This window comes from Streptomyces sp. NPDC091972 (assembly GCF_044756385.1).
Lineage (GTDB): Bacteria > Actinomycetota > Actinomycetes > Streptomycetales > Streptomycetaceae > Streptomyces.
Genome location: NZ_JBIVSV010000023.1, coordinates 49,238 through 61,732 on the forward strand (window position 1 = coordinate 49,238; position 12,495 = coordinate 61,732).

At 70.7% G+C, this 12,495-nt stretch carries 12 protein-coding genes; 9 read left to right on the forward strand and 3 right to left on the reverse strand.

From position 1 onward, the window contains the following. Positions 1–221: 221 nt before the first annotated feature. From ACIQJT_RS40450 to ACIQJT_RS40460, 3 genes are all read right to left on the reverse strand, one after another. Positions 222–1,670 carry an ATP-binding protein gene (locus ACIQJT_RS40450; RefSeq protein ID WP_402650468.1) on the reverse strand — a complete coding sequence of 483 codons (1,449 nt, stop codon included), beginning with the start codon at positions 1,668–1,670 and terminating at the stop codon, positions 222–224. After that, positions 1,667–2,359, reverse strand: a complete 693-nt coding sequence (locus tag ACIQJT_RS40455; protein ID WP_402650469.1) for a response regulator transcription factor — start codon at positions 2,357–2,359, stop codon at positions 1,667–1,669. The genes ACIQJT_RS40450 and ACIQJT_RS40455 overlap by 4 nt, the downstream gene beginning before the upstream one ends. Positions 2,360–2,524: 165 nt before the next feature. Beyond that, a complete protein-coding gene (locus tag ACIQJT_RS40460) occupies positions 2,525–3,172 on the reverse strand; it encodes a hypothetical protein (RefSeq protein ID WP_078959859.1) in 648 nt (215 codons plus the stop codon). Positions 3,173–3,474: 302 nt separating this feature from the next. Here ACIQJT_RS40460 and hemL point away from each other — a divergent pair, with 302 nt between their 5' ends. The 9 genes from hemL to ACIQJT_RS40505 all read left to right on the forward strand — a co-directional run bounded on the left by hemL (position 3,475) and on the right by ACIQJT_RS40505 (position 12,379). Continuing rightward, a complete protein-coding gene (hemL, locus tag ACIQJT_RS40465) occupies positions 3,475–4,794 on the forward strand; it encodes a glutamate-1-semialdehyde 2,1-aminomutase (RefSeq protein WP_053848243.1) in 1,320 nt (439 codons plus the stop codon). Continuing rightward, entirely contained in the window at positions 4,791–5,480 is a 690-nt protein-coding gene (locus tag ACIQJT_RS40470; protein ID WP_402650470.1) for a histidine phosphatase family protein, read from the forward strand. The genes hemL and ACIQJT_RS40470 overlap by 4 nt, the downstream gene beginning before the upstream one ends. Before the next feature lie 211 nt (positions 5,481–5,691). Further along, on the forward strand, positions 5,692–6,969 hold the full coding sequence (locus tag ACIQJT_RS40475; protein WP_402650471.1) for a hypothetical protein: 1,278 nt from the start codon (positions 5,692–5,694) through the stop codon (positions 6,967–6,969). Positions 6,970–7,035: 66 nt separating this feature from the next. Further along, positions 7,036–7,644, forward strand: a complete 609-nt coding sequence (locus ACIQJT_RS40480) for a TlpA family protein disulfide reductase (RefSeq protein ID WP_402650472.1) — start codon at positions 7,036–7,038, stop codon at positions 7,642–7,644. A gap of 1 nt (position 7,645) precedes the next feature. Continuing rightward, positions 7,646–8,419 (forward strand): cytochrome c biogenesis CcdA family protein, encoded by a 774-nt coding sequence (locus ACIQJT_RS40485; RefSeq protein WP_053848239.1) that lies wholly within the window; start codon positions 7,646–7,648, stop codon positions 8,417–8,419. Positions 8,420–8,422: 3 nt separating this feature from the next. Continuing rightward, positions 8,423–10,165, forward strand: a complete 1,743-nt coding sequence (locus ACIQJT_RS40490; RefSeq protein ID WP_365461957.1) for a cytochrome c biogenesis protein ResB — start codon at positions 8,423–8,425, stop codon at positions 10,163–10,165. Continuing rightward, the gene (ccsB, locus tag ACIQJT_RS40495; protein WP_365461959.1) at positions 10,162–11,244 is read left to right on the forward strand and encodes a c-type cytochrome biogenesis protein CcsB; all 1,083 of its coding nucleotides are present in this window, start codon (positions 10,162–10,164) and stop codon (positions 11,242–11,244) included. The genes ACIQJT_RS40490 and ccsB overlap by 4 nt, the downstream gene beginning before the upstream one ends. A gap of 39 nt (positions 11,245–11,283) precedes the next feature. After that, positions 11,284–11,688 carry an SRPBCC domain-containing protein gene (locus tag ACIQJT_RS40500; RefSeq protein WP_402650473.1) on the forward strand — a complete coding sequence of 135 codons (405 nt, stop codon included), beginning with the start codon at positions 11,284–11,286 and terminating at the stop codon, positions 11,686–11,688. Positions 11,689–11,737: 49 nt separating this feature from the next. Next, positions 11,738–12,379: a transglutaminase-like domain-containing protein gene (locus tag ACIQJT_RS40505; protein WP_402650474.1), complete on the forward strand. Its 642-nt coding sequence runs from the start codon at positions 11,738–11,740 to the stop codon at positions 12,377–12,379. The last annotated feature ends 116 nt before the right edge of the window (positions 12,380–12,495 follow it).

The window sequence follows — 12,495 nt, forward strand, 5'->3', positions numbered from 1 at the left end:
GGCCGAGCGGGGGCATGTCCGGGGGCTGCTGTTCCTTGTCCTGCTTGACCGGCGCCGGGTGGGGCGGCATCCCGTGGGGCCCTGTCCTGGCGTTGGGCCGCGCGGGGCCATGGCCGAAGTCCGCCGTCCTCTGTCCTGCGCCGAGTCGCCGGGTGGGTCGGCACCCTGTGGGGTCGTCCCCGGCGGTGGCCGGGCGGGCCATGGCCGAAGGCCGCTGTGCCTTACCCCGCGGGGTCCTCCCCGGTGGTGGGGCGGGCGATCGGGGTGGGCGGGGCCGCGGCCGGGAGGTCGATCCGAAGCAGGGCGCCACCGCGAGCGGAGCGGGCGACGGCGGTCCGGCCGCCGTGGGCGTCGACGACCCGCTGCACGATCGACAGCCCCAGACCGGACCCCGGCAACGCCCGGGCGCTGTCGGCACGGTAGAACCGGTCGAACACCCGCGGTACGTCGGCCGCGTCGATGCCCGGCCCGGCGTCGTCGACCTCGAGCACCGCCGACGTGCCCTCGGCACGGAGCCGGACCTGGACCGGCTGGTCCCCGGGGGACCACTTGCCGGCGTTGTCGATGAGGTTGAGCACCGCCCGCTCGAGCGCGGCGGGACGCCCGCTCACCCACACCGAGGTCACGTCGAGCGCGATCTCGACGTCGGGCACGCGGGAACGTGCCCGGGCCGCGGCGGCCACCACCACGTCGGCGAGGTCGAGCACCTCGGTGCTCTCGTCGCTGACGTCACCGCGCGCCAGGTCGGTCAGCTCGGCGACGAGGGTGCTCAACTCGTCCACCTGGGCGCCGAGATCCCTGAGCAGCCGGGTCCGGCTCTCCGCCGGCAGCGCGCTGTCCAGGGTGCCGCGCCGATCGAGCCGGATCAGCAGCTCGGCGTTGAGGCGCAGGCTGGTGAGCGGGGTCTTGAGCTCGTGGGCGGCGTCCTCGGCGAGCAGCCGCTGGGCCCGCCGGGAGTCGCGGAGCGCGGCGAGCATGTCGTTGATGGACCGGATCAGCCGCCGGATCTCCCCGCCGCCCTCGTCCGGGATGTCGGCGTCGAGATCCCGGGTGTCCGCGACCCGTACCGCGGCGGCGGTCAGCCGGTCGATCGGTGCCAGCCCGGCCCGTGCCACGGTCCGCCCGACAAGGGCACCGCCGACCACGCAGAGCAGCCCGATCAGCAGCATGCCCGCCCCGAACCGGTTGATCGGGCTGTCGTCGACGACGTGGGCCACCTGGACCGCGCCGTCGCCCGCCCGCAGCGTGTAGACGAGGTAGCCGTCCTCGTCGCTGTCGTTCGACTCCATCAGGTCGGCCGACGCGCCCCGCGCCACGCGCTCGGCGTGCTCGCTGACCGGGGGCAGCGAGGGTTGGCCGGCCGGCGTCCGGGTCGAGCCGTCGGGCAGGACGACCCGCACCAGCCGACCCGATCCGGGATACGGCGGCAGCCGGAGGTGTGCCGGACCGGCGCGTTCCGCGTCCGCCGCCAGGACGCGGGAGTCGGCGCGCAGCTGCTCCTCGGCGGTGTTCCGCAGCTCCCGGTCCAGTAGCTCGCTGGCCACCTGGAAGGCCACGAACACGCTGACCGCGATGGCCGTCGCCGCGATCACCGTCAGCCTGGTCCGCAGGGACCGCCGGCGCCACCACCGGGTCAGCCGGCGCGGTTCCCGTCCGGCGGGCCTGATCACGGAGGGGTCTCCCGCAACGTGTATCCCAGGCCGCGCAGCGTGTAGATCAAGCGCGGCTCGCCCTCGGCCTCCATCTTGCGGCGCAGGTAGCTCACGTACACCTGGAGGTTGTTGGCGGTGGAGCTCATGCCCCAGCCCCAGATCGCCTCGAACAGCGCCTCACGGGTCACGACCCGGGTCGCGTTGCGCACGAGGACCTGGAGGAGGGAGAACTCGGTCCGGGTCAGGTGCAGCGACCGCCCGCCCCGCCACGCCTCGAACCTGTCGGGATCGAGCCGGACGTCGGCGAACGACAGGATCTGCGATTCCTCGTCGGCCGGCGTGCGCCGGCGCAGCAGGGCCCGCACCCGGGCCAGCAACTCCTCGGTGGCGAACGGCTTGGGCAGGTAGTCGTCGGCGCCCGCGTCCAGCCCCGCGACCCGGTCGGAGACCTGGTCGCGGGCGGTCAGCATCAGCACCGGCAGATCCCGGCCCGCGGCCCGCAACCGCCGGCAGGTCTCCAACCCGCCGAGGCGGGGCATCATCACGTCGAGGATCAGCAGATCCAGCGTGTCCCCGCCGGCCGCGCCGACCCCGTCGAGCACGGCGAGACCGTTGGAGACGGTGCTGGTGTCGTAGCCCTCGACCTGGAGCACCCGCTCCAGGGAGTCCCGGATGGCCGCCTCGTCATCCGCGATCATGATCCGCACGCCCGGCCCGCCCCCTTCCCGTCGATGTTTTTGCGGCTCATTGTCCCCGGCCAACCTGAGGCCAGTGTTAGAGCGCCGCTGGGAACCCGAGGCGGGGAGCGGAAGACGACCGCACCAAAAAGGGCGAGGCCCGAAGACCCCGCCCGAAACCACCGAAACCCCAGGTCACGGCCACACGAGGCAATACGGCTGATGCCCCGCCTCATGCAACCGGTGGCTGAAGTCCTGCCATTCGTGCAGCAGTTGGTAGACGTTGAACGCGTCCCGCGGGCCGCCCCGGTCCGGGACCGTCGACCAGATGAACGCCGCCGCGCCGACCGCTTCCTCGCCTATGCCGCGCAGCGGGTCCACGACCGTCATGGGGAGCTTGACCACCGCGTAGTCGGGGTGCAGGACGACCAGTTCGAGCGGGGGGACCTTGTGCAGGGGGACGCCCTCGATGCCGGTGAGGACCATGGCCGCCATGGTCTCCGGCTTGATCTTGGTGAACATGCCGTTCATCCCGAGCTCGTCGCCGCCGAGTTCCTCGGGGCGCATCGAGATCGGGACCCGGGCCGCGGTCGCGCCGTCGGGCGCGCCGAAGTACTTGTACGTCACCCCCACCCGACCACCATTCCTGCTTCCCGCCCTCAACGGATCGATACGACGTTCGATACGTCGCTCGTCGCGTTCCGACTCATCCGGGGTGCCCGGAGCACCGCGTCCCTGACGTGTCTCGGCCGCTTCCTCCGCCTCGCGCCGGTGCCTTCCCCGCCGGGCACGTCGAGGACCCAGGTCGTCAGTCCCCTCGCCCAGTCCGCCACCGCGATGCATATCTCCACCCGACTGCTTTTCTAGGACGCGCAGGCCCCGCCGCGCAACCCGATCATCGTGTCAGTGACCTCCCCCACGGCCGCCCGCCGAAACGTGCGTTGAAACACCTGTCCGCAGGATCTTCGCAGCCCCTGAACACACGACTGCGCGCCATCGTCTCCGTGAGCTGTGTGTATCTGCATCCAGTTTCGCAGATCGCGGGGCGCCGGGGGGTTGCGAGGGCTGGCCTACCCTGAGGTAGTCACCGGCAACGGAGTCGAGAAAGCCGAACAAACCGGAGAAGGTCGGAGTAGTCGCAGGATATGAGTGAATTGCCCTATTCATACGAGGCGCCTGTCTCGCAGGCCCTGTTCGACCGCGCGTCCGCCGTCACGCCCGGCGGCGTGAACTCCCCGGTCCGCGCCTTCCGTGCCGTGGGCGGCACCCCCCGCTTCATGGTGTCCGGCACCGGGCCCTACCTGACCGACGCCGACGGGCGGGAGTACGTCGACCTCGTCTGCTCCTGGGGCCCCATGATCCTCGGGCACGCGCATCCCGAGGTCATCGCCGCCGTCCAGGAAGCGGTGGCGAAGGGCACCTCCTTCGGTACCCCCGGCGAGGGCGAGGTCGCGCTCGCCGAGGAGATCGTCGCCCGGGTCGAGCCCGTCGACCAGGTGCGGCTCGTCTCCAGCGGGACCGAGGCCACCATGTCGGCGATCCGGCTCGCCCGCGGCTTCACCCGCCGCACCAAGGTCATCAAGTTCGCCGGGTGTTACCACGGTCACGTCGACTCGCTGCTCGCCGCGGCCGGTTCCGGTGTCGCCACCTTCGCGCTGCCCGACACCCCCGGCGTCACCGGCGCCCAGGCCGGCGACACGATCGTGCTGCCGTACAACGACCTCGAGGCCGTTCACGAGGCCTTCCACCGGCACCCCGGCGAGATCGCCTGTGTGATCACCGAGGCCTCGCCCGGCAACATGGGGGTCGTGCCGCCGTTGCCCGGCTTCAACCAGGGGCTGAAGGACGCCTGCGCGCAGAACGGCGCCCTCTACATCTCCGACGAGGTCATGACCGGGTTCCGTACCAGCCGGAGCGGCTGGTACGGCATCGACGGGGTCCGCCCCGACCTCATGACCTTCGGGAAGGTCATGGGCGGCGGGTTCCCGGCCGCCGCCTTCGGCGGTCGCGCCGACGTCATGGCCCACCTCGCCCCCGCCGGACCCGTCTACCAGGCCGGCACCCTCTCCGGGAACCCGGTCGCCACCGCCGCCGGCCTCGCCCAGTTGCGGCTGCTCGACGACGCGGCCTACGCCAAGGTCGACGCCGTCTCCGAGCAGATCCGCTCGCTGGTCTCCGAGGCGCTCGGCAAGGAGGGCGTCGCGCACACCGTGCAGACCGCCTCCAACATGTTCTCGGTGTTCTTCACCGACCGGCCGGTGCGCGACTACGAGGACGCCAAGGCGCAGGAGTCCTTCCGGTTCACCGCGTTCTTCCACTCCCTCCTGGAGAACGGCGTCTACCTGCCGCCGTCCTCCTTCGAGTCGTGGTTCGTCTCCACGGCCCACGACGACCAGGCGGTTCAGCGCATCGCCGACGCCCTCCCGGCGGCGGCCCGAGCGGCGGCGGAGGCCACGGCAGCATGAGCACCCCCAGCAACAGCGACATCACCGTCGTCCACCTGATGCGGCACGGCGAGGTCGCCAACCCCGACGGGGTCCTCTACGGCCGTCTCGCGGGCTACCACCTCTCCGAGCTCGGCCGGCAGATGGCCGACCGGGTCGCCGAGCACCTCGCCCCCCGGGACGTCACCTATGTCTGCGCCTCCCCGCTGGAGCGGGCGCAGGAGACGGCCACGCCGATCGCCAAGGCGCACGGCCTCGACCTCGCGACCGACGAGCGGCTCATCGAGGCGGAGAACGTCTTTCAGGGCAAGACCTTCGGCGTCGGCGACGGTGCGCTGAAGAACCCGGAGAACTGGAAGCACCTCGTCAATCCCTTCAAGCCGTCCTGGGGCGAGCCGTACATCGACCAGGTCGTCCGGATGAAGGGCGCGCTGGACGCGGCCAGGGACCGGGCGCGCGGGCACGAGGCCGTCCTGGTCAGCCATCAGCTGCCGATCTGGATCGTGCGGTCCTACGTCGAGAAGCGGCGGCTGTGGCACGACCCGCGCAAGCGGCAGTGCACGCTGGCCTCCCTCACGTCCTTCACGTACCAGGGCGACCGGATCGTGTCCGTGGGGTACTCCGAGCCCGCGATCGACCTGGTGCCCGTGCATCTCCGTGCCGGGGCCAAGCCGGTGAAGGGCAAGAGCAAGGCGTTCGGGGCGTAGCGCTCCGCGGGGGACCGGGCAGGAGGGCCGCGGGGAGCTGCGGCGCCGTCGTGGCTGGTCGCGCCCGCGCGGCGGAGCCGCACCTGTCCGCGCCCCGCACCCCTTGCGGGGCGCGTCCCTGTTACCGGATCCGCACATATCGCCGGAACCTTCCCCCTCCTCACGTCCTCTGACTGGGTGACCACCGGAGAACGTGACGAATCGGGGAAGCATGCGCACTGTCAGCCGAAGGGGAGCACTCGGGCTCGGCGCGGGTGCCGCGGCCGCCGTGGGGCTCTCGGGGTGCGGGACCCCCACCGGGTCGGACGGCGTGACCCACACCTCGGCCCCCAGCGCCTCGCCCACCAAGAAGCCGGTCACCGTGCGCCCCATCGGCGACGGTTCCACCTCCTTCACCGGCAAGCAGCCCCACCAGCCCGGCAAGCCGGTGCCGCTGGAGCCCGGCCAGACCCCGCCGCAGTTCGTCGTCTTCTCCTGGGACGGCGCCGGCGAGGTCGGCAACGGCCTCTTCCCGCGCTTCCTCGACCTCGCCAGGAAGCACGACGCGCACATGACCTTCTTCCTCTCCGGGCTGTATCTGCTGCCCGAGTCGAAGAAGCGGCTCTACGACCCCCCGAACAACCCCCGCGGTGCCTCGGACATCGGCTACCTCACCGACGAGCACGTCAAGGCGACCCTGACCAACATCCGCCGGGCCTGGCTCGAGGGGCACGAGATCGGCACCCACTTCAACGGCCACTTCTGCTCCGGCTACGGCACCGTCGGCAACTGGACGCCCCAACAGTGGAAGAGCGAGATCCAGCAGGCGAAAGCTTTCGTCAAGGAGTGGCGCACCAACACCGGCTGGACCGACCTGCCCGCGCTGCCCTTCGACTACGACAAGGAACTCGTCGGCGGCCGCACCCCCTGTCTGCTGGGCCAGGACAACCTGCTGCCCACCGCCCGCGAGCTCGGCTGGCGCTACGACGCCTCCTCGCCCGGCGGCCGCCAGGTCTGGCCCGGGAAGAAGAACGGCATATGGGACCTGCCGCTTCAGCAGATACCGTTCCCCGGTCACGGCTTCGAGGTCCTGTCCATGGACTACAACATGCTCGCCAACCAGTCGATCAACTCGACCAACGCGCCGGCCCACAACTACCCGGCCTGGCGTGAGCAGTCCGCCGGGGCCTACATCGCCGGCTTCCAGCGGGCCTACGAGACCAACCGCGCCCCCTTCTTCGTCGGCAACCACTTCGAGCACTGGAACGGCGGCATCTACATGGACGCCGTGGAGCAGGCCCTCAAGCACATCGCGCGGGAGAAGGAGAAGGGCGCCGACGTCCGCATGGTCTCCTTCCGGCAGTTCGTCGACTGGATGGACGTGCAGAAGCCGGAGGTGCTCGCCAAGCTGCGCACGCTCGACGTCGGCCAGAAGCCGGCGGGTGGCTGGAACACGTTCCTCAAGGCACCCTCGACACCCTCCTCTTCCTCCTCCTCGAACGCTGCCTGAAATGCGGGTTTCCGCCCGCAAGGGGGGTGCCCAAGATCCCCGGAACGGGCATGCGAAACTTTTCACATGAGTGCCGCCAGTCGTAGTCGCTCCCGAATCCGCACCGCCCTGCTCAGCGCGGGTGCCGCAGCCGCGGCGCTGACCCTGTCCGGGTGCGGCTCGGGCGGCACCTCGGGCGGAGGCGGCGACACCAACTTCATCATGGGCGCGGACGGCATCTCCACGGCCGAGCAGGGGGACCGGGGCGCCGCCCCCGACCTGTCCGGCAAGACCGTCGACGGGGGACAGCTCGACGTCGCCGACTACAAGGGCAAGGTCGTCGTCCTGAACATGTGGGGCTCCTGGTGCGCCCCCTGCCGGGCCGAGGCACCCAACCTGGAAGCGGTCTACAAGCAGCTCAAGGGCAAGGGCGTGCAGTTCGTCGGCGTCAACACCCGCGACACCAGCATCCAGAACGCCCGCGCCTTCGAGAAGGACATGGGCATCACCTTCCCCAGCCTGTACGACCCGACCGGCAAGCTGATGCTCCGCTTCGCCAAGGGCACCCTCAACCCGCAGGCCGTGCCCTCCACGCTGGTCATCGACCGGGACGGGAAGATCGCCGCCCGCTCACTGGCCGCGCTCAGCGAGGGCAAGCTGCGCAAGATGATCGACCCGGTCCTCGCGGAGAAGTGACGTGAGCGCAGTCGCCACGCTCGCCGCCGAGACGGGCTACAACGGCACCGTCCTCAACGGCGCCCTGCTCCTCGCCCTGCCCATCGCGGTCCTCGGCGGCCTCGTCTCCTTCTTCTCCCCGTGCGTCCTGCCGCTGGTCCCCGGCTATCTGTCGTACGTGACAGGCGTCACCGGCACCGATCTGGCCGAGGCCCGGCGCGGCCGGATGGTCGCGGGCGCCTCCCTGTTCGTGCTCGGCTTCACCGCGGTGTTCGTCTCCAGCGGGGCGCTGTTCGGCTACTTCGGCCAGACGCTCCAGGAGAACCAGGGCGTGCTGTCCAAGGTGCTGGGCGTCCTCATGATCCTCATGGGCGTCTTCTTCATGGGCCTGATGCCCTGGATGACCCAGCGGGAGTTCCGCTTCCACAACAAGCCCACTATGGGCCTGGTCGGCGCCCCGCTGCTCGGCGCGCTGTTCGGCATCGGCTGGACCCCCTGCATCGGCCCGACCCTCGCCTCGGTGATCGCCCTGTCCTCCCAGCAGGGCAGCGCGGGCCGCGGTGCCATACTGACCGTCGCCTACTGCCTCGGCCTCGGGGTGCCCTTCGTGCTCGCCGCGGTCGCCTTCCGCAAGGCGCTCGGCGCCTTCGGCTGGGTCAAGCGCCACTACGTATGGGTCATGCGCATCGGCGGCACCATGATGATCGTGACCGGGCTGCTGCTGCTGACCGGCGCGTGGGACCGCCTCGTGCAGGACGTCCAGTCCTGGTCCGCCGGCTTCACTGTGGGGATCTGATCCATGAGCAAGACCGCACCCGACACCCCCGACGCCCCCGTCGGCGACCAGGACCTCGGCGCCGCCGGCTCCCAGCTGTCCACCGCGCCCGCCGAGTCCGCGCCGAACCTGCCGTCGCTCGGGGTGATCGGCTGGGCCCGCTGGTTCTGGCGCCAGCTGACCTCCATGCGGGTCGCGCTGCTGCTGCTCCTGCTGGTGGCGCTCGGCGCGATCCCCGGCTCGCTCATCCCGCAGACCGGGACCGACGCCACCAAGGTCGCCGACTTCGTCAAGAAGAACCCCACCCTCGGGGACGTCTACGACAAGCTGGGCCTCTTCCACGTCTACAGCTCGGTGTGGTTCTCCGCGATCTACATCCTGCTGTTCGTCTCCCTCATCGGCTGCATCGTGCCCCGCACCTGGCAGTTCGTGGGGCAGCTGCGCAGCCGCCCGCCGGGCGCGCCCAAGCGGCTGACCCGGCTGCCCGCCTACACCACCTGGCGCACCGGGGCCGAGCCCGAGCAGGTCCGCGAGGCCGCGCTCACCCTGCTGAAGAAGCGGCGCTTCCGCGCCCACCTCGCCGGTGACAACGTCGCCGGTGAGAAGGGCTACCTCCGCGAGGTCGGCAACCTCGCCTTCCACATCGCGCTGATCGTGATGCTGACCGCCTTCGCCTGGGGCCAGCTCTTCAAGTCCGAGGGCAACAAGCTGGTCGTCGAGGGCGACGGCTTCTCCAACACCCTCACCCAGTACGACGACTTCAAGTCCGGGAACCTCTTCGACACCGGCGACCTGGTGCCGCTCAGCTTCACCCTGGACAAGTTCACCGGCACCTACGAGACCACCGGCCCCAACAAGGGCACCCCGCGTCTCTACCAGGCGGCCATCACCTACAGCGAGGGCGCCTACGGCAAGGACCGCAAGACCCTCGTCAAGGTCAACGAGCCGCTGGAGATCGGCGACGCGAAGGTCTACCTCACCGCCCACGGCTACGCCCCCCTCATCACCGTGCGGGACGGCAAGGGCAACGTCGTCTTCCACGACGCGGTCGCCCTGCTGCCGCTGGACTCCAACGTCACCTCCACCGGTGTGATCAAGGTCCTCGACGGTTACCGCAACGCCAAGGGCGTCAGCGAGCAGCTCGGGATCTCGGCCTTCTTCCTGCCGACCTACACCAAGGGCAGCGAGACCGCCTCGACCTTCCCCGCGCTGCTCAACCCGGTGCTCAACCTCACGCCGTACCACGGCGACCTCGGTGTCGACTCGGGCATCCCGCAGAGCGTGTACCAGCTCGACAAGTCGCATGTGAAGGACTTCAAGGACGCCAAGGGCCAGGAGCTCAGGGAGAACCTGAAGCCCGGCGAGACCATGCAGCTCCCGAACGGCGCCGGCTCGGTCACCTACGAGGGCACCAAGCAGTGGGCGAACTTCCAGGTCGTCCAGCAGCCCGCCAGTGGCTGGGCCCTCGGCGGCGCCCTCACCGCGATCTTCGGCCTCGCCGCGTCCCTGTTCATCCAGCGCCGCCGGGTGTGGGTGCGGGCGGTGCGCGGCGAGGACGGCGTGACGGTCGTGGAGATGGCCGGCCTCGGCCGCAGCGAGTCCGCGAAGCTGCCGGAGGAACTGGGCGAGCTGGCGGGAGTGCTGTACGAGCAAACACCGGCCGAGTCGACCCACTCAGGGGCGCGGGGAACTGCGCGACAAGCCCCCACCGACCCGCAGCCGAACGACGATCCTCAAGTCATCCCTGCCGAAAGGCCTGAGAAGTGACTCTCGCCACCGCCACCAACGAGCACCTCGCCAACATCAGCAACACGCTGATCTACTCCTCCATGGCCGTCTACACGCTGGCCTTCTTCGCGTACATCGCCGAATGGCTCTTCGGCAGCCGCAGCAAGGTCGGCCGCACCGCCGCCGCGCTCACCGCCGGCACGAAGGCCACATCCAAGGCGCCCGCCGTCACCGTCAACCAGGGCGGCAGCACCGCCGTACTGGAGCGGCCGCAGGTCGTGGTGCGGTCGGCGGCCGGGGCGCGGGACGTGCCCGACGGGCCCGGGGCGCACGGCGGGGACGAGCAGGGCGACCTCTACGGGCGTATCGCCATCTCCCTGACGGTGCTCGCCTTCCTCGTCGAGCTCGGCGGCGTGATCGCCCGCGCGGCCTCGGTGGAGCGGGCGCCCTGGGGCAACATGTACGAGTTCAACATCACCTTCTCCACGGTGGCCGTCGCCGTGTACCTGGGGCTGCTGGCCCTGAAGAAGAACGTGCGCTGGCTCGGGCTGTTCCTGGTCACCACGGTCCTCCTCGATCTCGGTCTCGCCGTCACCGTCTTGTACACCGCCAGCGACCAGTTGGTTCCCGCCCTCCACTCGTACTGGTTGTACATCCACGTCTCCACCGCGATCTTCTGCGGCGCGGTGTTCTACGTCGGCGCGGTCGCCACGATCCTGTACCTCTTCAAGGACAGCTACGAGAACAAGATCGCGACCGGTGGCACCCCCGGCCGGTTCGCGAACTCCGTCCTCGACCGGCTGCCGGCCTCCGCGAGCCTCGACAAGTTCGCCTACCGCGTCAACGCGGCCGTCTTCCCGCTGTGGACGTTCACGATCATCGCGGGCGCGATCTGGGCGGGCGACGCGTGGGGCCGCTACTGGGGCTGGGACCCCAAGGAGACCTGGTCGTTCATCACCTGGGTCGCCTACGCCGGCTACCTGCACGCCCGCGCCACGGCCGGCTGGAAGGGCCGCAAGGCCGCCTACCTGGCGATGCTCGCCTTCGGCTGCTGGCTGTTCAACTACTACGGCGTCAACATCTTCGTCTCCGGCAAGCACTCGTACGCCGGCGTCTGACCACGTGCGGAACGCGGGGCTCCGGGTGACCCTGGAGGCATGACCGGTTCCGTCGAACACGGCAGCAGCCAGACCCACGGCAGCACCCGCGTGCTGCACTTCCTGGTGCGTCTGCCGGCGCCGATGGAGACGGTCTGGCCGGCGGTGGCCAGCGCGGAGGGGCTCGCCGCCTGGTGGACCGGGGTGGAGGCGCTCGAACCCCGGCTCGGCGGCGCGGTCGTGCTGCCGGGCCTCGGGGAGGGGCAGGTCACCGCGTGGGACGTGGACCGGGTCGCCGAGTACACGCTGGAGCGGGGCGGCCGGGTCCGCTTCCATCTGGAGCGGGACGGGGACGACGGGGCGGTCCTGCGCTTCACGCACGAGTACGAGGGCGAGGGCGAGACGGAGCGCGCGTGGCGGGCCCGGTTCGAGCATCTGCTGGAAACCCTGGGCAGCGCCCCGTGAGAGCCGCCCCCGACCGTACGACCGCCTCCTGGACATTTGACACGGTGAGGTGCACCGGTCCGACCCGGGCGACCTCGTCCGGCTCTACGACGGGCTGCCGCGCGATCCCGCCGTCCTGCGCATCGTCGTGGACCGCAACGACGCCCCGCTGACCGTGCGGCGCGAACCCGGCGACCGGTTCGTCGGGACCTGCCGCGACTTCGCGCTGCTGCACGTCTCGTTGCTGCGCCATGCCGGCGTCCCGGCCCGGCTGAGGTCCGGGTTCGCCGACTACTTCGGGCCGGCCGGCTTCCACGGCGACCACGTGGTCACCGAGTACCGGGACGAGGGACGGGGCTGGCTGCTGGCCGACGCGCAGCTGGCGGACCAGGAGACCTTCGGGTTGCATCCGCCGGCGGAGGGGCCGTTCTTCGGGGAGCGCTTCGTGGCCGGGAACATACGGCTCGACCTCGCCGCGCTCAACAAGGTGGAGACGCTGCTGTGGGATGTGTGGGGCGAGGGGGAGCCGAGGACGCCGTTGCCGCCGCACGCCCGGGAGTTGTACGACCGGGTGGCGCCCGTGGTGAGCGGGGAGGTGTCGGTCGACGCCGTGCGGAAGCTGTTCGCGGAGGAGGACGGGCTGCGGACGCCCGCGACGGTGACGTGCCACGCGCCCTTCAACGGGCCGAGCCTCGTCACCCTCCGGCCCTAGGACGGGAATTGTCGGACAGGCCCTAGGTGTATTGGCCCGCAGCGTTGTTCACGCGGCTGATCGGTGGGTGGCCGCCGAGTGCGGTGTGGCAGCGGTGGTGGTTGTAGGTGTGTAGG